Annotated in this window: 20 protein-coding genes; 7 read left to right on the top strand and 13 right to left on the bottom strand. The window is 68.3% G+C overall.

Annotated features, from left to right (window positions below; all coding sequences use genetic code 11):
• Positions 1-11: 11 nt before the first annotated feature.
• Genes SCNU_RS01325 through SCNU_RS01315 form a run of 3 tightly spaced genes read right to left on the bottom strand, consistent with a single transcriptional unit; the run spans position 12 to position 3,472 of the window.
• Positions 12-1,838 (bottom strand): glycosyltransferase, encoded by a 1,827-nt coding sequence (locus SCNU_RS01325; protein ID WP_009677543.1) that lies wholly within the window; start codon positions 1,836-1,838, stop codon positions 12-14.
• A gap of 33 nt (positions 1,839-1,871) precedes the next feature.
• A complete protein-coding gene (locus SCNU_RS01320; RefSeq protein WP_009677542.1) occupies positions 1,872-2,705 on the bottom strand; it encodes an alpha/beta fold hydrolase in 834 nt (277 codons plus the stop codon).
• Positions 2,702-3,472 (bottom strand): fumarylacetoacetate hydrolase family protein, encoded by a 771-nt coding sequence (locus tag SCNU_RS01315; protein ID WP_009677541.1) that lies wholly within the window; start codon positions 3,470-3,472, stop codon positions 2,702-2,704. Before SCNU_RS01315 ends, SCNU_RS01320 begins: the two co-directional genes overlap by 4 nt.
• A 109-nt stretch (positions 3,473-3,581) precedes the next feature.
• On the opposite strand from SCNU_RS01315, the gene SCNU_RS01310 reads away from it, so the two are divergent.
• The gene (locus SCNU_RS01310; RefSeq protein ID WP_009677540.1) at positions 3,582-4,799 is read left to right on the top strand and encodes an MFS transporter; all 1,218 of its coding nucleotides are present in this window, start codon (positions 3,582-3,584) and stop codon (positions 4,797-4,799) included.
• On the opposite strand, the gene SCNU_RS01305 is transcribed toward SCNU_RS01310, so the two are convergent.
• From SCNU_RS01305 to serA, 3 genes are all read right to left on the bottom strand, one after another.
• A complete protein-coding gene (locus tag SCNU_RS01305) occupies positions 4,777-5,727 on the bottom strand; it encodes a DUF1648 domain-containing protein (protein ID WP_009677539.1) in 951 nt (316 codons plus the stop codon). The genes SCNU_RS01310 and SCNU_RS01305 overlap by 23 nt on opposite strands.
• Before the next feature lie 137 nt (positions 5,728-5,864).
• Positions 5,865-6,875 (bottom strand): 3-isopropylmalate dehydrogenase, encoded by a 1,011-nt coding sequence (locus tag SCNU_RS01300; RefSeq protein WP_009677538.1) that lies wholly within the window; start codon positions 6,873-6,875, stop codon positions 5,865-5,867.
• Positions 6,876-6,892: 17 nt separating this feature from the next.
• Positions 6,893-8,488, bottom strand: coding sequence for a phosphoglycerate dehydrogenase (serA, locus tag SCNU_RS01295; protein ID WP_009677537.1), 1,596 nt, complete (start codon positions 8,486-8,488; stop codon positions 6,893-6,895).
• Between the two features lie 271 nt (positions 8,489-8,759).
• On the opposite strand from serA, the gene SCNU_RS01290 reads away from it, so the two are divergent.
• Positions 8,760-9,431 carry a trypsin-like serine protease gene (locus SCNU_RS01290; protein ID WP_009677536.1) on the top strand — a complete coding sequence of 224 codons (672 nt, stop codon included), beginning with the start codon at positions 8,760-8,762 and terminating at the stop codon, positions 9,429-9,431.
• A gap of 71 nt (positions 9,432-9,502) precedes the next feature.
• On the opposite strand, the gene SCNU_RS01285 is transcribed toward SCNU_RS01290, so the two are convergent.
• From SCNU_RS01285 to SCNU_RS01265, 5 genes are all read right to left on the bottom strand, one after another.
• Positions 9,503-9,952, bottom strand: a complete 450-nt coding sequence (locus SCNU_RS01285) for an SRPBCC family protein (RefSeq protein ID WP_009677535.1) — start codon at positions 9,950-9,952, stop codon at positions 9,503-9,505.
• Positions 9,953-10,071: 119 nt separating this feature from the next.
• A complete protein-coding gene (locus SCNU_RS01280) occupies positions 10,072-10,512 on the bottom strand; it encodes an SRPBCC family protein (RefSeq protein ID WP_009677534.1) in 441 nt (146 codons plus the stop codon).
• A 141-nt stretch (positions 10,513-10,653) separates the two neighbouring features.
• On the bottom strand, positions 10,654-11,655 hold the full coding sequence (ilvC, locus tag SCNU_RS01275; protein WP_175284057.1) for a ketol-acid reductoisomerase: 1,002 nt from the start codon (positions 11,653-11,655) through the stop codon (positions 10,654-10,656).
• Positions 11,656-11,782: 127 nt separating this feature from the next.
• Entirely contained in the window at positions 11,783-12,283 is a 501-nt protein-coding gene (ilvN, locus tag SCNU_RS01270) for an acetolactate synthase small subunit (RefSeq protein ID WP_009677532.1), read from the bottom strand.
• Positions 12,280-14,223, bottom strand: coding sequence for an acetolactate synthase large subunit (locus SCNU_RS01265; protein ID WP_083812521.1), 1,944 nt, complete (start codon positions 14,221-14,223; stop codon positions 12,280-12,282). Before SCNU_RS01265 ends, ilvN begins: the two co-directional genes overlap by 4 nt.
• Positions 14,224-14,509: 286 nt before the next feature.
• On the opposite strand from SCNU_RS01265, the gene SCNU_RS01260 reads away from it, so the two are divergent.
• The 4 genes from SCNU_RS01260 (at position 14,510) to ilvD (ending at position 18,633) form a co-directional block, all read left to right on the top strand.
• Positions 14,510-14,917 (top strand): PH domain-containing protein, encoded by a 408-nt coding sequence (locus SCNU_RS01260; protein ID WP_139025693.1) that lies wholly within the window; start codon positions 14,510-14,512, stop codon positions 14,915-14,917.
• 12 nt (positions 14,918-14,929) lie between these two features.
• Entirely contained in the window at positions 14,930-16,267 is a 1,338-nt protein-coding gene (gene mgtE / locus SCNU_RS01255; protein WP_009677529.1) for a magnesium transporter, read from the top strand.
• 60 nt (positions 16,268-16,327) lie between these two features.
• Complete coding sequence (locus SCNU_RS01250; RefSeq protein WP_009677528.1) at positions 16,328-16,669, top strand: hypothetical protein; 342 nt, start codon at positions 16,328-16,330, stop codon at positions 16,667-16,669.
• Positions 16,670-16,788: 119 nt separating this feature from the next.
• Positions 16,789-18,633: a dihydroxy-acid dehydratase gene (gene ilvD / locus SCNU_RS01245; protein WP_009677527.1), complete on the top strand. Its 1,845-nt coding sequence runs from the start codon at positions 16,789-16,791 to the stop codon at positions 18,631-18,633.
• Positions 18,634-18,730: 97 nt separating this feature from the next.
• Here the strand turns inward: ilvD and SCNU_RS01240 are convergent, their stop codons facing one another.
• On the bottom strand, positions 18,731-19,882 hold the full coding sequence (locus SCNU_RS01240) for a DoxX family protein (RefSeq protein ID WP_009677526.1): 1,152 nt from the start codon (positions 19,880-19,882) through the stop codon (positions 18,731-18,733).
• An 80-nt stretch (positions 19,883-19,962) separates the two neighbouring features.
• On the opposite strand from SCNU_RS01240, the gene SCNU_RS01235 reads away from it, so the two are divergent.
• Entirely contained in the window at positions 19,963-21,108 is a 1,146-nt protein-coding gene (locus SCNU_RS01235) for a PQQ-dependent sugar dehydrogenase (RefSeq protein ID WP_009677525.1), read from the top strand.
• A gap of 16 nt (positions 21,109-21,124) precedes the next feature.
• Here the strand turns inward: SCNU_RS01235 and gatB are convergent, their stop codons facing one another.
• Positions 21,125-22,630: an Asp-tRNA(Asn)/Glu-tRNA(Gln) amidotransferase subunit GatB gene (gene gatB, locus SCNU_RS01230; RefSeq protein ID WP_009677524.1), complete on the bottom strand. Its 1,506-nt coding sequence runs from the start codon at positions 22,628-22,630 to the stop codon at positions 21,125-21,127.
• Between the last annotated feature and the right edge of the window lie 69 nt (positions 22,631-22,699).

The following is a 22,699-nucleotide window of genomic DNA, read 5'->3' as shown; positions in this document are numbered from 1 at the left end:
CGCAATGGTAGTCAGTCCACTGCGAACAGTCGTTCCCAGTTCTCCCGGCTCGTGAGCTGCGGCACTGCCTCGCGCCAGGCGCGCTGGAGCTCCGGCGCGTGCTTGCGCAGTTCCCAGCACAATGCGGCGAGCTCGCGGCCCTGCGCCAGGCTCAGCGCGCGGTCGTACGTGCGGACCCGAACGCCGGTCTGCGAGGCGTCGGTGACGACCGCCGAGGCGAACCGGCCGACATGCCACCACGTGGCGTCGAAGGCGCCGACCGCGATCTGCCCGGGCGCGGTCCGGCCCAGGATCTGCTGCGCGGCGCGCTTCACCAGCACCCCACGTTCCCACTTCGGTGCGGGCGCGGGCGGCGACGGGATCACCGGCGGATCGGCGATCTCCGACGCAGGACGGACGCGAGTGTCGTCGAAGTCCCGACGCATCGCGTTGATCTCGGCGAGCTTGGCCCGACCGCCGTCCGCCAGCACATACGGCCCGGCGAGGAAGTCGCGCAGCGCCTCGAGTTCGATGGCGGCCTGCCCGTACTTGAGGCCGACGATCGACTCCCCGATGTGCTTGGCCATCGTCGCCGCGATCGTCTTGCCGTCGAACGCGGAGTGGATCGCCGACGAGATGAGCACATTGCGCTGACCGAAGTACGACGACCAGTCGTCGATGTCCTTCAGATGGAAGTCGGCGTGCCAGACGCCGGCGTTCGGCAGCGTGGCGGTCGGGAACCCCGCGCCGCGGCAGCGCACTCCGTACTCGATGTCGTCCCACTTGATGAAGTACGGCATCGGCAGTCCGACGGCGTCGATCGCCTCACGCGGAATCAGGCACGACCACCACGCGTTGTAGCCCGCGATCACCCGCTTGTCCTGGCGGAACTCCAGGGCGTCGACGCCGCGGCGCGCATTGGGCGGCGGCACCGTGCAATCCAGATGTGCCAGGTCGTCGGTCTCGGCCGTCATGTGGATACGCGTCGTCTCCGACAACAGCAGCATCTGCGCACCGACCAGCATCGGCTTACGCGCGAACTGCGCGAACGAGGTCATACGCAGGATCGACTCCGGTTCACAGAGAATGTCGTCATCCATGACGAGCACGTCGGTGACCGGCCTGCCCTGGGCGGTCGATTCGTAGATCCCACGCGAGAAGCCGCCGCTGCCGCCGAGGTTGGCCTGGTTGAGGTAGTTGAGCCGGTCGCCGAGCAGATCCGCCAGGCCGGCGAATCCGGGGTTGTCGGACACTCGCGCGGTGCCCTGATCGACGAGGTGGACGGCCTCGACCCGTTCGGCGAGATCGGCGTCGCCCGCCACCGCGCCGACCGTCGCGACCGCGTCGTCGGGGCGGTTGAAGGTGCAGATCACCACACTGACGCGACGGTCACGCACCGGCGCGGCGTCGGCGAGCCACCGTGCGGCGGACACCGAGACCGATCCGCCGTCCGCTGCGAGGTCGAACCACGCCGCACCGCCGTCGAGGAATCGGTCGATCCGGACGTCCATCACCGCCGTGCCCGCCCCGGTGAATCGCTCCACGCTGAGTGGCCGCACACGTCCGCTGATGTCGGACGCGCGCGTCTGGACGGTCAGCGTCGCGCCGTCGGAGCAGTCGTAGTCGAGTTCGACGGTCACCGCAGCCAGGTCGGTGTAGCGCTGCCAGTACGTCGCCGCGAACCGTCCGAAGTAGGTGTCCGTGCTGAGCCGTGCACCGTCACTGAGCACCGCGCGGTCACGTTCGGCGCGTACCGCCGTGCCGTCGGCGTAAAGCGCGGGTTCGATGCGAGGGGTCTCACTCGCGAAGAAGGTCCGCTGCAGGAGAGTCTTCGTCCGATTCGGCTGACGGTCGGACATGAGCAACTCCCTAGTCGAGCTTCCTTCCCGCCATCACCGATGGCGGCTGAGGAAATCGAGGATAAGCGAATTCACCTCGTCCGGCTGCTCCAGGTACCCGTAGTGCCCGGCTCGTTCGATTTCTCGGTACTCCGCCGACGGGATGGCCTCCGACACCTCCTTCGCCAGGTACGACGGCAATGTCCGGTCGTCGGCGAAACCGACCACCAGACACGGGGCCTTGACATTGCGGTACGCGGGAAGCCGGTTCTGCTCGCGGTCGTGCAGCCCCAGCTGCGCACGCACGCCTCGGGAGCGGACCTGACCGCTGAATCCGATGATGTCGAGCCAGTCGCGTGCCGCCCGATCGTCCGAGAGCGTGTGCGGCGACAGATTCAGGTGCGCGGTGAGCGCCGCGTGATACGAATCGGGCAGGGTGATGTTCTGGTCGAACAGCTCACGCTCTCCCGCCGAGACCGCTTCGAGCATCGGGGTCGGCCGGCCGTACGTCGCCAGCATCACCGCCGCCGAGACGAGATCGGGTCGCGCGAGGGCGAGTTCCTGGGTGATGCGCGCTCCCAGCGACGTCCCGACGACGAGCGCGGGACCGCCGAGGTGCTCGATGAGCGCGGCGGTGTCGGCGACCATGTCGGCCAGCGTGAAGCCCTCGACGCACTCACTCGACGGTGCGATGCCGCGGTTGTCGAAGGTGACGACGCGATAGCCGGCCTTCACGAGCGCGGGCTGCTGGTGGGCGTGCCACACCCGGCCCGGGCTCCCGGTGCCCATCACCATGACGACCAGCGGACCCGATCCGGCGTCCGTGTACGACAGCGTGATGCCGTTGAGCTCCGCGGTCTGCGGCTTCGCGACAGCCGGACGCGTCACTTGTCGATCACCGGGTTGCTCAGCGTGCCGATTCCGTCGACCGTCACCGATACCCGTTGGCCTGCGGTCATCGGACCGACGCCCTCGGGCGTACCGGTGAGAATGACGTCGCCGGGCAGCAGCGTCATGACGCGGGAGACCCACTCCACGATCTCGCCGATGCTGTGCAGCATGAGCGAGGTCCGGCTGGACTGCTTCACGGCGCCGTCGAGCTCGGTCTTGATCGCTACGTCGGCGGGATCGAAATCGGTCACGATCCACGGGCCGAGCGGGCAGAAGGTGTCGTAGCCCTTGCCGCGCGTCCACTGACCGTCGTGCTGCTGATGGTCGCGGGCGGTGACGTCGTTGGCGACGGTGTACCCGAGGATGACGTCCTTGGCCTTGGCCGCCGGAACGTCCTTGCACGGCCGGCCGATGACGATCGCGAGCTCGCCCTCGTAGTCGACGCGCTCGGACGACGGCGGACGCACGATCGGCGCCTCCGGTCCGACGATCGAGGTGTTGGGCTTCAGGAAGATGACCGGATCCGCCGGCGCCTCACCGCCCATCTCGGCCGCATGAGCGGCGTAGTTCTTGCCGATCGCGATGATCTTGGTCGCGAGGATCGGCGCCAGCAGGCGGGTCTCCGACAGCTTCCATGTCCGACCGGTGAACGTCGGAGTTCCGAACGGATGCTCGGCGATCTCGCGGGCGGTCTCCTGCCCCGGATCGCCCTCGATGGCGACGAAAGCGACGCCGTCAGGACTGGCTACACGACCCAATTTCATAGCCCCAAGGCTAACGCACAGATCCGACTGTTCTACACTGTGGAACTGATGTACCAGTATGTGAGATTCGATTACAGAGTTTCCACGCCGACGAGCAGGAGGACTCAAGATGCCGCGTGAGAACGCCACCGTCTCGGACGCCAGGGCATGGACGATGCTCGCGTGTTCGCTCCTCGCCGCGATGACGACCACGTGCGCGACCTCCGGCGTCGCCTATGTGATCCCGGAACTGCATCGTGCACAAGGCATGTCGCTGTCCTCCGCGGCGACGCTCGCCGCGATCCCGACGATCGGCCTGACTCTGACGATCATCGCGTGGGGTGCGGCACTCGACCGCTTCGGCGAACGCCGCGTCCTGATCGTCTCGCTGTTGATCACCCTGGCCGGCACCGTCGCGACCCTCGCCGCGGCGGCCGCAGGCGCCGGGTTCACCGCACTCGCCGCGGGACTGCTGGTCGGCGGGTTGGGCGCCGGCGCGGCCAACGGAGCCAGCGGCCGGATCGTCGTCGGGTGGTTCCCCGCGTCGTTGCGCGGCACCGCGATGGGCATCCGGCAGATGGCTCAGCCGTTGGGAATCGCCGTGTGCGCGTTGACGATGCCGGTCCTGGCCGAGCGCGTCGGTCTCACCGCGGCGTTCACGGTGCCGGTAGTCGTCACCGCGCTCGGTCTCGCCGCCGTGGTCTTCGGCATCATCGATCCGCCGGTGCATCGGTCCGGCGACGGCGTCCGTGCGGCGAACCCGTACCGCGGCTCGTCGTTCCTGCAGCGCGTTCACGCGGTGAGCGTGCTGCTGGTGATCCCGCAGTCGATGCTGTGGACCTTCGTGCCCGCCTGGCTGATCGTCGGACACGACTGGTCGCCGCTGAGTGCGGGCGTGCTGGTGACCACGACGCAGGTGGTCGGTGCGCTCGGCCGTATCGTCGCCGGCCGGATCTCGGACGTGTGGGGATCGCGGATGCGGCCGATCCGCGTGATCGCGGTCGCCGCGGGAGCCGGGACCGCACTGCTGGCACTGACCGACTGGCTCGGCTCCCCGGTCGCGGCCGCCGTCATGGTCTTCGCGACGGTGAGCTCGGTCGCCGACAACGGCCTCGCGTTCACCGCGATCGCCGAGTTCGCCGGACCGTCGTGGAGCGGTCGCTCGCTCGGCGTTCAGAACACCGCGCAGTACGTCACGACGGCCGCCAGCACGCCGGTACTGGGTGCGCTGATCGAGTTCGCCGGCTATCCAGCCGCGTTCGCGGTCGCGGCGGTCGCACCGCTGGTCGCCATCCCGCTGGTCCCGAAGGACCAGACCCCGCGGATCAGCGAGACACCAGTGCGTTGAGGACGCCCGCAGCGTCGGACGCACCGTCCACCACGACCAGCTCGCGTCGGTGGTCGCCGACCACCATCAGCGCCTCACCCGAGCGCAGTACGAAGCCCTTGGCGCCGCGCAGGTGCCGTCGGCCCGACACTCGATATCCCCAGCCGCCGAAGTCGCGCAACGCGTTCACCTGCACGACTTCGGCGCGTCGGATCTCGGACAGCGGCATCGTGATGACCGGCCAGCCGATCTTGCTCGCCGCGCGGAAGCCCTCGTCGGAGACCCGCACCTGCACCGAACCGGTGAGCGCGAGGCCGGCGACGGCGATGATCACCGCGAACGCGATCAGGAACCAGTTCGCCATCACCACCCCGAGGCCGCACAGCACGGCGACCGTCGCGCCGACCGTGATCAGTCCGCCCGCACTGCCCGACGCGGTACCCGACCACGTCCGACGTCCGTCGCCCGACACCGGGACGTCGCCGACCGCGGCCTCACGGAGGTAGTCGATCGCATGGACCGGCGTCGTGAAGGCGACCGCCACCGCCACGACGATCGCCAGCAGGGCGCAGCAGATCATCACCCAGGCGGGTGCGGTGGCCTCCGTGCTGTCGCCCAGACCGCGCTGGCGGGCGGTGATCCAGACCGTGACCGCGATGACGAACACCGCGGTGCCGCTGCCGAGCGCGGCGACGATCCGCGAGGTGACCGGCTCCTTGACGAAGTAGGCACCGACGCCGGCGATCACGGCGCCGACGACGCCCGTCACCGACGTGAGCACGATCAGCTCCGTCACCGACGAGAAGCGGTCGGCGGTGCCGTCGGCGCGGAAGTGCGACGCGACGTCGTCGGGCAGGTCCCCCGACCACAGCGCGAGGAGCACGGACCCGATGACACCGGCCAGCAATGCGACCAGCGGTCCGACCGCCCGTCGTGCAGATTCACCCATACAGGCCACGGTAGCCGAGCGGTCCGCGCCGCTGCGCACAACCACATCCGCTCCCCCGACTTGCATCCGCGCCCTTCCCGAGGGGCGCGGATGCAGGTCGAGGGAGCGGATGTCGGTGTCAGCTCGGTGCTGCTCCGTCAGACGGCGGCGAGGATGCGGTCGCCGACCTCGGAGGTGGAACCTCGGTTCTCGCCGCGAGTCGCGACGTCGCCCGCGACGGCCTTCTCCACGCGGGCCGCGCCCGCTTCGTCACCGAGGTGGCGCAGGAGCAGCGCGACCGAGAGGATCGCGGCGGTCGGATCGGCGATGTTCTGACCCGCGATGTCGGGGGCGCTGCCGTGAACCGGCTCGAACATCGACGGGTTGGCGCGGGTGGCGTCGATATTGCCCGACGCCGCCAGGCCGATGCCGCCGGAGACCGCTGCCGCGAGATCGGTGATGATGTCGCCGAACAGGTTGTCGGTGACGATCACGTCGAAGCGGCCCGGGTCGGTGACCATGAAGATCGTCGCCGCATCCACATGGAGGTAGTCGGTCGCGACGTCGGGGAACTCCTTGCCGATCTCCTCGACGGCACGGGTCCACATGCCGCCGGCGAAGGACAGCACATTGTTCTTGTGCACCAGGGTCAGCTTCTTGCGGCGAGCCTGTGCCCGCGCGAAGGCATCGCGGATCACGCGTTCGATGCCGAAGCGGGTGTTCACGCTGACCTCGGTCGCGACCTCGTGCGGCGTGCCGACTCGGATGGCTCCGCCGTTGCCGGTGTACGGCCCCTCGGTGCCTTCACGGACGACGAGGAAGTCGATCTTCGGGTCGCCGGCGAGCGGTGAGGCCACACCGTCGTAGAGCACCGACGGACGCAGGTTCACGTGGTGGTCGAGGATGAAACGCATCTTCAGCAGGAAACCGCGCTCCAAGGTCCCCGACGGGACCGACGGATCACCGATGGCTCCGAGCAGGATCGCATCGTGCTCGCGGATCGAGGCGATGTCCTCGTCGGTGAGCAGCTCACCGGTCGCGTGGTAGCGGCGGGCGCCGAAGTCGTACTCGGTGGTCTCGACCTCGGGGTGCAGCTTGCGCAACACGCGGAGCGCCTGGTCGACGACCTCGGGTCCGATGCCGTCGCCGGGAATCACGGCCAGCTTCATGGGCGACGAAGAATCCGTCATGCGAGGTCCACCTGCTTGATGAGGGTCGCGGAGACGGCATCGCCGACCGAGGCCACGAGGGCGTCGTCGAGCTCGCGGTCCAGGCGCAGGATCATGGTCGCGCCTGCACCCTCGACGTCCTGGGCCAGAGCCGCGGCGACGATGTCGACACCCGCGTTGCCGAGCACGGTGCCAATCTTGCCGAGCGAGCCCGGCTGGTCGGCGTAGCTGACGAGGAGGTTGCGGCCCTCGGCGCGGAGGTCGAAGTTGCGTCCGTTGATGTTGACGATCTTCTGCACCTGCTGCGGTCCGGTCAGGGTGCCCGCGACGTTGACGATGCTGCCGTCGGCGAACACCGCGCGGACATCCACCTGGCTGCGGTGGTTCGGGCTCTCGGTCTCGGTGACGACCTCGTGGCTCACGCCGCGCTCACCGGCGACGGCGGGGGCGTTCACGAAGGTGACCGGCTCATCGACGACGGCCGAGAACAGGCCGCGCAGGGCCGACAGACCGAGGACGTCGACCGGGCTCGCGGCGAGCTCGCCGCGGACCTCGACGGTGAGATTGGTCGGCATGCCGCCCGCGACGACACCCGCGAGGACGCCGAGCTTGCGCGACAGCTCCAGCCACGGCGCCACCTCGTCGTCGACGGGGCCGCCGGTGATGTTCACGGCGTCGGGCACGAAGTGACCGGCCAGGGCCAGCTTCACGCTCGCGGCGACGTCGGTGCCCGCGCGGTCCTGAGCCTCTGCGGTCGACGCGCCCAGGTGCGGTGTGACGACGACCTGGTCGAGCTCGAACAGCGGCGAGTCGGTGCACGGCTCCGAGTCGAAGACGTCCAGACCCGCACCGCGGACCTTGCCGGACTTGATCGCATCGGCGAGAGCCTGCTCGTCGATCAGTCCGCCGCGGGCGGCGTTGACGACGATCACGCCGTCCTTGACCTTGGCGAACTGCTCGGCGCCGAGCAGGCCCGCGGTCTCCTTGGTCTTGGGCAGGTGGATGGTGATGAAGTCGGCGCGCTCGAGGAGCTCGTCGAGGCCTACCAGTTCGATGCCCAGCTGCGCTGCGCGGGCCGCCGAGGCGTACGGGTCGTAGGCGACGATCTTGGTCTCGAAGGCGGCGAGGCGCTGGGCGACCAGCTGGCCGATACGTCCCAGGCCGATGACGCCGACGGTCTTGTCGAAGAGCTCGACGCCGGAGAACGACGAGCGCTTCCAGGTGTGCTCCTTCAGCGTGACGTCGGCGGCCGGAACCTGGCGAGCGGTCGACATCAGCAGCGCGATGGCGTGCTCGGCGGCGGAGTGGATGTTCGAGGTCGGCGCGTTGACGACCATGACGCCGCGCTCGGTGGCCGACGGCACGTCGACGTTGTCGAGGCCGACGCCTGCGCGGGCGATGATCTTGAGGTTCTTGCCCGCGTCGAGCACCTCGGCGTCGACGGTGGTGGCCGAACGCACCAGAATGGCGTCGGCGTCGACGACGGCTTCGAGAAGCTTCGGACGATCGGGGCCGTCTACCCACCGCACTTCGACGTCGGAGCCGAGGGCTTCCACCGTCGAGGGGGCGAGCTTGTCAGCGATGAGGACAACTGGACGGCCGCTTTCGGTCACTACGTGCTCCAGGTTTCTTCGGGTGAAGAGTGCCAGGTCCGGCACCCAAGACTTGCCCCGTCATCCTAAATCCCCGGTGCCCGCTGAGCACATCCGCCCTGAGACGAATGTGGTGCCCGACACCTCCGCACGTGTACATTGCTGACGTCGTCTCAATTGCGTCACAACTGCTGCGGTCTTCGAAGTGGGCATTGGGGGTTGCCCGAGGGGGCACTTAAGGTAGGCACGTCGCCCGCAGAGCGAACGCGGCCTGGACAAGTACTGAGCGGAGATGCGCATGAAGAAATTGACGGTGCTGCTCGCGGTGGTCGCCGCCGGGCTGTTGTCGTTGGTGGGACTCGGAACCGCCGACGCCGCACCCAAGGTTCCGCTGGGTGGCGGATCCGGAATCCTGGTTCTCAAGGGCGGCAACAGCGCCGCAGCCTGCACGGTGACGACGGTCGGACGTCCGACCTCCGGCGCCCGCAAGGGGCAGCTCATCGCAGTCACGGCCGGCCACTGCGGCAAGCCCGGACAGCGCGTGTTCTCGGAGAACTTCCAGAGCCGCGGTCAGATCGGCACGATCGTGTACTCGGCGTCGGACATCGACGTCGCGGTGATCGCGCTCAACTCGAATGTCGCACCGACCCGCACCGTCCGCGGAGTCACCATCCGGAAGGTCAACACCGCACCGGTCCAGTTCCCCACGATCCTCTGCAAGGAGGGCCGCACCACCGGTAACACCTGTGGCGTGACGTGGTTCTCGGACGGCGACTCGCACTTCAGCCAGATGTGCGTCATCGAAGGCGACTCGGGCAGCCCCGTGGTCGTCGGCGATCAGCTCGTCGGCATGGTGAACGCCTACTACTTCGTCTCCTGCCTCGGCCCGGAGACCGGCACCAACGCGAAGACGATCCTGAATCGTCTGAACAAGATCGGCTACAACAACTTCAAGCCGGTCTGACCAGCACAGCGGAGAAGGCCGGGCCCCGAGACTGACGAAGTCTCGGGGCCCGGCCTCTTTGCTGTGCCCGGTCAGGCGGCGTCGCCGTCCTCAACCGCCGCTCGCAGCGCGGACTCGGTCTGCTTGACCGCCTGGCCGACGACCGGCTCGATGATCGCACCGAGCGCCCGGCCCGCCAGTCCGCCCGGCAGCCGGTAATCGAAGTACGCATCGACGACCGTCCGTCCGTCGTCACCGTCCGCGAACCGCCAGCCGGTCTGCACATCGAACCCCGCGATGGAGGTGAGGACCACCGTCTCGTTCTCCACCCACTCGGTGACCCGCAGAGTCGACTTGAGGTTCTTGGGACCGATCTTCATAGACGCCTCGTAGGTGGCGCCGAGGCCGGAGGTCTGCTCGGTGACGGGGGTGAACTTCGTGACCCCGAACATCCAGCTCGGCACGTGGCGGTAGTCATCGACGTAGGCGAATACGCGGTCGCGCGGCGCCTCGGTGGTCACGGTCTGGCGGACTCCCGGCATGGGTTGCTCCTGGGCTTCGTTCGGTTGCGGGACAATCGGACGCGATGCAGTGTCCGATGTTGTGGTCACCACGATGCCATGGAGCAATGGCAACGTCGCGACAACCCCCGGGTGTGTCCTCAGACCTCCAGCGCCGCGCGGATCTTCGACTCCGTGTGCTTGACGCCCTGCTCGGCGAACGGGCCGATCAGCCCGCTGAGAACCTTCCCGGCGAGGCCGCCGGGAAGCGTGTACCCGAACACCACGTCGAGCACGGTGGTGCCCGGCTCGTCGCCGTCGGCGAACGACCACGCGGTGTCGGCGCCGAACCCCTTGACCGACTCGAGCCTGATCAACTCGCCCTCGACCCAGTCGACGCACCGCACCGTCGACGTCAGTTCCTTCGGTCCGACCTTGATGGCGGTCTCGAACTCGGAGTCCTTGCCCTGAGTCACCTCGGTGGTCGGCGTGAAGCGGCCGACGCCGAACATGTACTCGGGCACGTTCCGGTAGTCGTCCACATACGCGAACACCGATTCGCGCGGACTGCGGATCACTGCCTGATGCCGGACTTCACCCATTGCTCTCCCCTTCTGCTGCGCGCAGGCCGTCCTGCGGCGCTGCGCAGCATCGTAGCGAGCGTCGGCGGGGTGAACGCGGACGACCCCGCACCCATCGGGTGCGGGGTCGTCGGACGTGGTGCGGAGTCGGTCCGCCGAAACCTAAGCGGTCTCGGTGATCGGGCGATCGACCCAGCTCATCAGGTCGCGCAGCTTCTGGCCGGTGACCTCGATCGGGTGCTCGGCGTTCTCCTTGCGGAGGCCCTCGAGCTCGGAGTTGCCACCCTCGACGTTGGCGACGAGGCGCTTGACGAAGGTGCCGTCCTGGATGTCGGTCAGGATCGCCTTCATGCGCTCCTTGGTGTCGGCGTCGATGACGCGCGGACCCGACAGGTAGCCGCCGAACTCAGCGGTGTCGGACACCGAGTAGTTCATGCGGGCGATGCCGCCCTCGTACATGAGGTCGACGATGAGCTTGAGCTCGTGCAGGCACTCGAAGTAGGCCATCTCCGGCGCGTAACCTGCCTCGATGAGGACCTCGAAGCCGGTCTTGACCAGTTCCTCGGTACCGCCGCAGAGCACGGCCTGCTCGCCGAAGAGGTCCGTCTCGGTCTCTTCCTTGAAGTCGGTCTTGATGACGCCCGCGCGGGTGCCGCCGATGCCCTTGGCGTAGCTGAGCGCCAGCGCCTGGCCCTCGCCCTTCGGGTCCTGGTGGACGGCGATCAGAGCCGGAACACCCTTGCCGTCGACGAACTGACGGCGGACGAGGTGGCCCGGGCCCTTCGGTGCAACCATCGCGATGGTGATGTTCGCGGCCGGCTTGATGAGGCCGAAGTGGATGTTGAGGCCGTGACCGAAGAACAGCGCGTCGCCGTCCTTGAGGTTCGGCTCGATGTCGTTGGTGAAGATGGTGGCCTGGCTGGTGTCCGGCGCCAGCAGCATGATGACGTCGGCCCATGCGGCGGCCTCGGCGGTGCCCATGACCTTCAGGCCCTGCTCCTCGGCCTTCTCACGCGACGGCGAACCCTCGCGCAGACCGATGACGACCTCGACGCCCGAGTCGCGGAGCGACAGCGAGTGTGCGTGGCCCTGGCTGCCGTAGCCGATCACCGCGACCTTGCGGCCCTGGATGATCGACAGGTCGGCGTCATCGTCGTAGAACATCTCGACTGCCACAGTTAAATCCCTTCAATACGTACTTAGGTGTGAGTACTAGGTGTGTGTTTGTGTGTCGTGACCATTGAACCGTGTCAGTGTGACACCGGCCGCGACGGGGGTCGACCGGATTCGGTCAGCGGTTGGCCGACATGCTCTTGGGCCCGCGGCCCAGCGTGACTCCGCCGGACTGCGCGATCTCGCGGATGCCGTACGGGTCCAGCATCCGGAGCAGTGCCTCGAGCTTGTCGGAGGTTCCGGTGGCCTCGACGGTCAGCGACTCGGGAGAGACGTCGACGACCTTGGCGCGGAACAGATTCACCACATCGATGACCTCGTTGCGGTTGGACGCGTCCGACCGCACCTTGATCAGGATCAGTTCGCGGGAGACCGAGTTCGCCGGCTCCTGCTCCACGATCTTGATGACGTTGACGAGCTTGTTGAGCTGCTTGGTGACCTGTTCCAGCGGGAAGTCGTCCACCGAGACCATGATGGTCATCCGCGAGATCCCCTTGAGCTCGGTGGGGCCGACGGCCAGCGACTCGATGTTGAATCCGCGGCGAGAGAACAGGCCCGACACGCGGGCCAGAACGCCCGGACGGTCCTCGACCAGAACGCTCAGAGTATGGGTGCTCACTGCTGGTTCCCTTCGCTCGTGGCCTGCTCACGATTCATGGTGTCGTGGATCTCGACCGGGTCGGCGGCCGACTCCTCGTCGTCGAACAGCGGCCGGATGTCGCGTGCGGCCATGATCTCGTCGTTGCCGGTTCCGGCGGCGACCATCGGCCACACCTGTGCGTCCTTGCCGACGATGAAGTCGATGACGACCGGACGATCGTTGATCTCCCGCGCCTTGGCGATGGTCGGGGCGACGTCCTCTTCCCGCTCCACGCGGAACGCGACACAGCCCAACGCCTCGGCGAGCTTCAGGAAGTCCGGGATCATCCGCGAGTGGGTCGCCAGATCGGTGTTCGAGTAGCGCTCGTCGTAGAAGAGCGTCTGCCACTGACGGACCATGCCGAGGTTGCCGTTGTTGATCAGCGCGACCTTGATCGGGAAGCCCTCGATGGCGCAGGTGGCGAGCTCCTGATTGGTCATCTGGAAGCATCCGTCACCGTCGACGGCCCACACCTCCTTCTCGGGAGCTGCGGCCTTGGCGCCCATGGCCGCCGGAACCGAGTAGCCCATGGTGCCCAGGCCGCCCGAGTTCAGCCACGTGCGCGGCTTCTCGTACTTGACGAACTGCGCGGCCCACATCTGGTGCTGACCGACGCCCGCGACGTAGACCGCGTCCGGTCCCGCCGCGCGTCCGAGCTGCTCGATGACGTACTCCGGCGACAGCGAGCCGTCGGACTGCTTGTCGTAGCTCAGCGGATAGGTGTTGCGGATGTCCCGCAGGTACTCCCACCAGTCGGTCATGTCCGGCTTGGAGCCGCCCGCGGCCAGGTCGGCGCGGATGGCTTCGATGAGATCGACGATGACGGCCTTCGCGTCGCCGACGATCGGCACGTCGACCTCGCGGTTCTTGCCGATCTCGGCCGGGTCGACGTCGGCGTGGATCACCTTGGCGTCGGGCGCGAACGAGTCGAGCTGCCCGGTGACGCGGTCGTCGAACCGGGCGCCGAGCGTGATCAGCAGGTCGCTGCGCTGCAGGGCAGCGACCGCGCCGACGGCGCCGTGCATGCCCGGCATGCCCATGTGCAGATCGTGACTGTCGGGGAAGGCACCGCGCGCCATCAGCGTGGTGACGACCGGGATGCCGGTCAGCTCGGCCAGCTCACGCAGTTCCTCGGACGCCTCGGCCTTGATGACGCCGCCGCCGACGTACAGCACCGGTCGCTGAGCCTGCGCGATCAGGCGCGCGGCTTCGCGGATCTGCTTGCCGTGCGGCTTGGTGACCGGACGGTACCCGGGCAGCTCGAACTGCGGCGGCCAGGAGAACGTGGTCTGCGCCTGCAGGATGTCCTTCGGGATGTCGACGAGGACGGCGCCGGGGCGGCCCGACTCGGCGATGTAGAACGCCTCGGCGATGATGCGCGGGATCTCGGCAGCACTGCTGACCAGGAAGTTGTGCTTCGTGATCGGCATGGTGATACCGGAGATGTCGGCCTCCTGGAAGCCGTCGGTGCCGATCAGCTGGCGGCCGACTTGGCCGGTGATCGCGACCACTGGGACCGAGTCCATCTGCGCATCGGCCAGCGGGGTGACCAGGTTGGTCGCGCCCGGGCCCGAGGTCGCCATCATCACGCCCGCACGACCGGCGACCTGTGCATAGCCGGTGGCGGCGTGGCCCGCACCCTGCTCATGACGGACGAGGACGTGACGGACGCGCTGCGAGTCGAGCAGCGGGTCGTAGACCGGGAGCACTGCGCCGCCCGGAATGCCGAACACGACCTCGACGCCGAGTTCTTCGAGCGATCGGACCACGGACTGTGCGCCCGTGACTCGCTCGGGTGCGACGACGGCGTCCGGCGAGCGCATGCCCTCGGTGGACGGCGACTGCGGTCGGGTCGACGACCCGCGTGCTGTTGGAGTACTCACTGCACGATCCTCATCCTCTTGTGGGTGCTCTTCCATGCGCTTCTCGATCAGGTCCGGAGGGACTTCTCTTCCGACTCCCGGCAAGAAAAAACCCCCGCCAGCGAGGCTGTGCGAGGGGCGCGTCGTGTTTGGTATCTGAAGGTCCACGAAGTGACCGATCAGGCGTCGACGCGCCGACCGATTACTACGAGAAGCTTCTGATTCATCACCAGGACAAAGTAGGCCAGCGCGACCCGTCCCGTCAAATCACCTCGACCCGGCGAAGACGATGACACGACATGCGCGACGATGCGCGCCCCGAATGCGTGAGACACTGGGAGATATGGCTGAATCGTCAAGGGTCTTCTCCATCTCACGCCTCGCGTACTTCGCCGTCCCGATCGGGTTCCTGCTCGTGGTGATGCTCATGGGCGTCTCCGTGGCGGGCTTCGCCTGGACGGTCGTCGTGCCGATCGCGCTGGCCTGGTGGATTCACCGACTGCGCACCGAGGTCGACGAGCAGGGCGTCACCGCCGTCGGCACGTTCAGCACCCACCGACTCCCCTGGCACGACGTGGACGGCATCCGCTTCCCGCGCTGGGGCGCGGTCCGCCTCGTCTCGCACGACGGCACCGAGTTCCGGCTGCCCGCGGTGGGATTCTCCGACCTGCCCGCACTGTCGAAGGCGAGCGGCGGTCGTATCCCCGATCCGTTCGCCGCTGAACGAGAAGCCCGCCTGGCCTCCCACTGACCACAGGGACCGATGACGACACTGACCGCCCGGGCCCTGCAGAGCGCGCTCGACGACGGCCGGCTGGCCTACGTCGGCCAGGAACTGTCCCGACTGGCACCGCAGGACGCGGCCGCCATGCTCGACGCCGTCGACGCGAGCGATCGGACGATCGCGTTCCGCCTCCTCGCCAAGGACGACGCCGTCCAGGTCTTCGACGACCTGAGCTCGAGCGCGCAGGCGGCGCTGATCCGGTCCCTGGGGACCGCCGAAGTCGCCGACGCCTTCGATCACCTCGATCCCGACGACCGCGCCGAACTGCTCGACGAACTGCCGGCCAACGTCGCGAAGGCGCTGATCCGCAGCCTGTCCCCCGCCGAACGCGAGGCGACGGCCGTCGTCCTCGGGTTCAAACGGGGATCGGTCGGCCGGCGGATGAGCCCCGAGTTCGTCCACGTCTTCCCGGACGACTCCTGCGCCGCCGCAATCGATCGGATCAAGGTGCGCGGGCGCGACGCGGAGACGATCTACACGGTGCCCGTCGTCGACCACCAGCGACGTCTGGTTGGCGTGGTCAGCCTCCGCGACCTGCTGCTGTCGGATCCCGAGGTGCGGGTCGAGGACTACACGAAGTCGCCGATCTTCGCGTACGCCGCCGAGCCCGCCGAGTCGGCGGCCCAGCGGTGCATCGACCGATCGATCATGGCGATGCCGGTGGTCGACAACGAAGACCGTCTCCTCGGTGTCCTCACCCTCGACGACGCGGCGGAGGTCGTGGAAGCGGCGCGCGACGAGGACGAGGCGCGCGCCGGTGCCCGCGAACTGCTGAAGACCCCGTACCTGCAGGCGTCGACGTTCGCGATCACCCGCGCCCGGGTGGTCTGGCTGTTCGTCCTCGCGATCTCGGCCATCCTGACCGTCAACGTCTTGGAGATCTTCGAGGGGACCCTCGAACAGCGGGTCGCGCTCGCGCTGTTCATCCCGCTGCTGACCGGCATCGGCGGCAACACCGGTTCGCAGGCGGCGACCACCGTGACCCGCGCCCTGGCCACCGACGAGGTCGCCAAGTCGGACGTGCTGCGGGTCGCAGGCAAGGAGATGAGTGTCGGTGTGACGATGGGCACGGCCCTGGGGCTCCTCGGCTTCCTCGTCGCCGGTCTGGTCTACGACTTCGGCATCGGCACGGTGATCGGACTGACGATCGTCTCCATCTGCACGGTCGCCGCCACCGTCGGCGGGATCATGCCGCTGATCGCGCGCGCCGTGCACGTCGATCCCGCGGTCTTCTCGACACCGTTCATCTCCACCTTCTGCGACGCGACCGGCCTGATCATCTACTTCTCCATCGCCAAGGTGGTCCTCGGCATCTGAGGGTCGACGGCGATGGTCGCCACACGCGCGGCGGGCAGACATCGGCGTTACGGTCGAGGTATGCACCTTGAGCAGTTCACGGCGGAGGGTCGTCTCGACGCGGACGCCGCGGAGGAACTCACCTGGGAGACGACCCGTTACGCATCCCGCATCCATCTGACGGTCGGCGACCGCCGGGTGCTCGCACAGAACCTCGCCGTCTGCTGGGACGAACTCGACATCGGCCCCGGCACCGTCGTGCTCGTCGAAGTCGCCGATCCGATGGGCGACGCCGCCGGCGAACAGCGGGCGATCGCCGGCTTCGTGACCAAGTTCCAGAGCCTGCAGAAACGTCCGGATCAGGTCGAGCGCGAGCCGTGGCTGTCCAGATTTGCAGCGGCGGCGCACCGACGTCTGCGCTGAGCCTCGCGCAGGTCCGGCGCACGCCGGAAATAGCATTGGACAGCTGGGCGTAAACTCGGGTGACAGCCCGTTCGTCAGCCCGACCGGGTCCAGTTCAGCGATCTTCTAGCGAGGAATTCATGCCAGCCCTGCGGTCTCGCACCACCACCGTCGGCCGTGAAGCCGCCGGCGCCCGCGCCCTCTGGCGCGCCACCGGAATGACGGACGACGATTTCGGGAAGCCGATCATCGCGATCGCCAACTCGTACACCCAGTTCGTTCCGGGTCACGTGCATCTCAAGGACGTCGGCGAGATCGTCGCCGACGCCGTGCGCGCTGCGGGCGGCGTCGCGAAGGAGTTTCACACCATCGCCGTCGACGACGGCATCGCGATGGGCCACGGGGGCATGCTGTACTCGCTCCCCAGCCGCGAGATCATCGCCGACTCCGTCGAGTACATGGTCAACGCGCACACCGCGGACGCCCTGGTCTGCATCTCGAACTGCGACAAGATCACGCCCGGCATGCTCAACGCCGCGATGCGTCTGAACATCCCCACCGTGTTCGTCTCGGGCGGACCGATGGAGGCGGGCAAGTCCGTCGTCATCGACGGCGTCGTCCGTCCGGGCACCGACCTGATCGACGCGATCTCCGCCTCCGCGGACAGCAACGTCGACGACAAGGAACTGCTCGAGGTCGAGCAGTCCGCCTGCCCGACCTGTGGTTCCTGCTCGGGCATGTTCACCGCGAACTCGATGAACTGCCTGACCGAGGCCCTCGGCCTGTCACTGCCCGGCAACGGCTCGACACTCGCCACCCAGACCGCCCGCCGCGATCTGTTCACCAAGGCTGGCGAGCTGATCGTCGACATCGCGACGCGCTATTACAAGGACGACGACGAGTCGGTCCTCCCCCGCAACGTCGCGACCCGTGAGGCGTTCGAGAACGCCATGGCCCTCGACGTCGCGATGGGCGGGTCCACCAACACCGTCCTGCACATCCTCGCCGCGGCGCAGGAGGGCGAGGTCGAATTCGACCTCCACGACATCGACCGCATCTCGCGGAACGTCCCGTGTCTGGCGAAGGTCGCGCCGAACTCCCCGAAGTACTACATGGAGCACGTGCATCGCGCAGGCGGAATCCCCGCGATCCTCGGCGAGCTGAATCGCGCGGGCCTGCTGAACACGAACGTCCACCCGGTCCACGCGTCGACGTTCGAGGGATACCTCGCCGACTGGGACATCCGCAGCGGCACCGCCATCGACGAGGCGATCGAACTGTTCCACGCCGCCCCCGGCGGCGTCCGGACCACGCAGCCGTTCTCGACGTCGAACCGGTGGGAGTCGCTCGACACCGACGCCGCCGACGGCTGCATCCGCGACAAGGAGCACGCGTACACCGTCGAAGGCGGCCTGTGCGTCCTGCACGGCAACATCGCCGAGAAGGGCGCGATCCTCAAGACCGCGGGCGTCGACGAGTCGCTCTGGCACTTCCAGGGTCCGGCGCGCGTCGTCGAGAGCCAGGAGGACGCCGTCCACGCGATCCTGTCGAAGGAACTGCAGAAGGGCGAGGTGCTGGTGATCCGCTACGAGGGCCCCGCCGGCGGCCCCGGTATGCAGGAGATGCTGCACCCGACCGCCTTCATGAAGGGCACGGGGATGGGCAAGCACTGCGGCCTCGTGACCGACGGCCGGTTCTCCGGCGGATCGTCGGGCCTGGTCATCGGCCACGCCTCCCCCGAAGCGGCGGCAGGCGGCGACATCGGTCTCGTCGAGAACGGTGACGAGATCCTCATCGACGTCCACTCCCGCACACTCAAGGTGCTCGTCGACGACGAGACGCTCGCCGAGCGTCGCGCCAAGATGGAGGCCTCGGAGCACCCGTGGACCCCGCGCGACCGTCAGCGCACCGTCTCCAAGGCGCTGCGCGCGTATGCGAAGCTGGCGACGTCGGCGGACAAGGGCGCCGTCCGCGTCGTCGACTGACGCACCGCCCCAGCGAGAATTCTTATGCCGTTCTCCGTGACCCGATTCGGGTCACGGAGAACGGCATAAGCGTTTTCGGCCAAGGCCATGGTGCCGATCAGGTCGTCGGGTTGCCCGGTGAGTGCAGCGGGTTCGCACCGTTCAGCAGTATCCACACCGCCACCGCGGCACCGATCGCGACGATCACCCAGGCGGCCGAACCCCACGACGGGCGGCGCGACCACCCCCAACGACGGTCGAACGAGTACGTTCCCGGGCCGGTCAGGATCAACGCGGCCGACGCCGCCGCCAACAGGATCTCCAACTCCAGACCGTTGCCCGCACCGTCAGCGGTGAAGAACCACAGACCGCCGGCGAGCGTCGCCTTGTAGGCCATCGCGACCAGGATGCCGCCGAGCAGCGCGGCGCCGGCGATCGGCGTCAGCAGCCCGAGGATCAGGAGGATCCCGCCCGCAGTCTCGCTGACCCCGGACACCAGGGCCAGCGTGGTCGTCGCGCTGTCGTGGAAGCCGAGCGCCGGATTCGGACGGTTGGCGAGATACTGTGCGAACCCGTCCGGTCCCGGCCCGTTCATCCAGCCGGTGAGCTTCTGCAGACCGTGCAGTGTGAAGGTGACGCCGACCGCGATGCGCAGGATCAACAGCCCGAGGTCGATGGTGCCCCGGCGGGCCACAGGCACATCGCCCACGACGGGAGGCTCGGCGGCGTCGTCGACGATCGGTCCGCCGGCCTCGTACTCGTCGTCCAGATCGATCGGCGTCGTCGGCTGCGGCTCGATGTACGGCAGCGGCGGCTCGGTGAGATGCTCGGCGAAACGACTCCGGTCCTCCGGTTCCTCGCTCCGGTCGTCCTCGTCCACGAAGGGCTCGGTGTGCACCGGTTCGTCCGACGAACTCTTCTTGACCGGGTTCTCGGCGGCCGCTTCGGCGCCGGAGCTGACGATCACCGCGGTCTTCGCGTCGTCCCCCTCGTCGGCGCCGACCGTGGACACAGGCTCGGTGGGCTCGGTCACCGGCAGCGTCTCCGTCGGGGCGTCGACGTCGGCGGCTTCGTCCCGTGCGGCCTTCTCGTCGATGGCGTTCTGCACCCCGGGCGACGGCCGACGGCCGTGCTTGTCGAAGAAGCTGTCGTTGTCCGGCTTGGGTCGACGCACCCGCGGCCGTTCGATCGCCTGGGTGGGTTCGTCGTACGGGCTCCCCGCCGTCTGCGGATCTCCGCCGACCGAGGGCTTGTCTTCGGCGCTACTCACATCACCGACTCTATGGCCGACAGTGCGGACTCGGGCTCAGCGGCACCCGACGATTTGATAACGATAGTTAGAGTGGTGGAATGCCATCGCACTCCCGCGCCGCCCGTCGCGCTCTGCTCGCCGTGACGTCCGCGATCGCCGTCGCGCTGGCCGCAACGGGGTGCGCCGACTTCTCCCAGGAGGACCAGGCCGCCGACCAGGGTTCGTTCACTGCGCCGCCGACGATGGAACGCGCACCGCAGCAGGCCCCGCAGCCTCCGTCCGACGACCAGGGCGGCGGCCCGCCGCCCACCGGTCCGTGCGTCGACCCCGATCCCGCCGTCATCGCGACCTGCCTCGCGTCCACCGGCGGCGTCCGTCCCGCAGACCCGTCGGGCCGCACGACGTACGTCGCCGAACGCACGACGGGCAAGATCATCCTGTCGAAGCGATACGGCCCGCAGCGGGTCGTCGCCAGCGTCGACGTCGACGGTTCCGGCGACGGCGGCCTGATCGATTTCGAGATGTCGCCGACGTATGTCGAGGACCAGATGATCTACGCACTGGTCACCACCGGCTCGGACAACCGGGTGGTGCGGATCGCGCCGACCGGATCGGTGAAGCCGATCCTGACCGGCATCCCGAAGGGCGCGACCGGCAACATGGGTTCCATCTCGTTCGCGTCCCCGACCGAGTTGGTCGTCGCGACCGGCGACGCCGGCGACCCCGCCGCGGCGAGCGACCGCGGCTCGCTGGCGGGCAAGATCTTCTCGATCGACCCGAACGTGGCCGACCCGAAACCCGACATCCGCGCGACCGGGCTCGGCTCCGACGTCGCGCTGTGCCCCTCCCCGGGCGCCGACGGCCAGCTCTTCGTCGCCGACAGCGGCGCTGCGGGCGACCGTCTGTCGCTGGTCGGCCCCAAGGGCCTGCAGACGCTGTGGACCTGGCCCGACCGCCCCGGCGTCAGCGGCTGCGCCGTCGGCGACAGCTGGATCGCGGTGTCTGTGGCCGGGGCCAAGCGGATCGACACCTTCATCAGGCCCGCCAACGGAAGCCTGACCGTCGGCAGGCCGAACCCGCAGGACTTCAGCAAGACGTACGGCGCGGTGGGCCGGATGACCGCGCTCGGCGGTCAGGCGACGCAGCTCGCAACGGTCAACAAGGCCACCTCGGGCGCGCCGGTGAAGAGCTACGACGACCGCGTGGCGATCTACATGCCGAAGGCGGGCGAGGACCTGACGTAGCGTCCGCCGGCGGCGATCACTCGCAGGCGGCGAGCACCAGCTCCTTGACCCGGGCGGGATCGGCCTGGCCACGGGTGGCCTTCATGACGTCGCCGACGATCTTTCCGGCCGCCTGCACCTTGCCGCTCCGGATCTTGTCCGCGATGTCGGGGTTGGCCGCCAGTGCCTCGTCGACCGCCTTCTGCAGCGCCGAGTCGTCGCGGACCACTTCGAGCCCGCGGTCGGCGACGATCTGGGCGGGCTCGCCTTCACCGTCGAGCACGGCGACGACCACCTGCTGCGCCAGCTTGTTGGTGAGCTTGCCCTCGTCGACCATGCCGATCACTTCGGCGACCTGCTTCGGGGTGATCGCCAGTTCGGCGAGCTCCACGTCGCGCGTATTGGCCTGCTGGGCCAGGAACGAGACCCACCAGCTGCGGGCCGCGTCCGCGGAGGCGCCGGCCTCGGCGGTCTCGATGATGAGGTCGACGGCGCCGACGTTCACCAGGTCGCGCATCACCTCGTCGGACACCCCCCACTGCTCCTGGATCCGGGCGCGACGGACCCACGGCAGCTCGGGCAGCGTGGCGCGGAGGCCCTCGACCCACTCCGGGCTCGCGATGACCGGCGGCAGATCCGGCTCCGGGAAGTACCGGTAGTCCTCCGCGGTCTCCTTGCGGCGACCCGCCGACGTAGTGCCGTCGGCCTCGTGGAAGTGCCTGGTCTCCTGAACGATCTCACCGCCCGCCGACAGGATCGCGGCCTGACGCTGCATCTCGAAGCGGACCGCCGTCTCCACCGACTTCAGCGAGTTGACGTTCTTGGTCTCGGTGCGGGTGCCGAACTCGGCCGCGCCCTTGGGCATCAGGGACAGGTTCACGTCGCAGCGCATCGACCCCTGGTCCATGCGGACGTCGGAGACGTTCAGCGACTTCAGCAGATCGCGCAGGGCGGTCACGTAGGCGCGAGCGATCTCCGGGGCCCGCTCGCCCGCGCCCTCGATCGGGCGCGTGACGATCTCGACGAGGGGCACGCCCGCACGGTTGTAGTCGAGCAGCGAGTGGCTGGCCCCGTGGATGCGACCGGTGGCGCCACCGATGTGCAGCGACTTGCCGGTGTCCTCCTCCATGTGTGCCCGCTCGATGTCGACGCGCCAAGTGGTGCCGTCGCTGAGGACCACGTCGAGATAGCCGTCGTACGACGTCGGCTTGTCGTACTGGCTGATCTGGTAGTTCTTCGGCTGGTCCGGATAGAAGTAGTTCTTCCGCGCGAACACGCTCGACTCGCGGATCGAGCAGTTCAGCGCCAGACCGATGCGGACCGCGGACTCGACGGCCTTGGCGTTCGCGACCGGCAGCGCGCCGGGGAGGCCGAGGCAGGCCGGGCACACCTGGGTGTTCGGCTCGCCGCCGAAGGTCGTCGGGCAACCGCAGAACATCTTGGTCGCCGTCCCGAGCTCGACGTGGACCTCCATGCCCATGACCGGGTCGTAAGTCTCGATGACGTCGTCGAAGTCCATCAGTTCGTCGATAGCCGCACTCATGGCGTCCATCGTATCTGGGGGCCGAACTCAGGGTGCTTCCCGATGCCCGATACCGCCCGCGAACCTACG

The sequence above is a fragment of the Gordonia neofelifaecis NRRL B-59395 genome, assembly GCF_000192435.1.
Lineage (GTDB): Bacteria > Actinomycetota > Actinomycetes > Mycobacteriales > Mycobacteriaceae > Gordonia > Gordonia neofelifaecis.
Note: the sequence above shows the minus strand (reverse complement) of the source record. Positions and strands in the feature narration are given on the sequence as shown.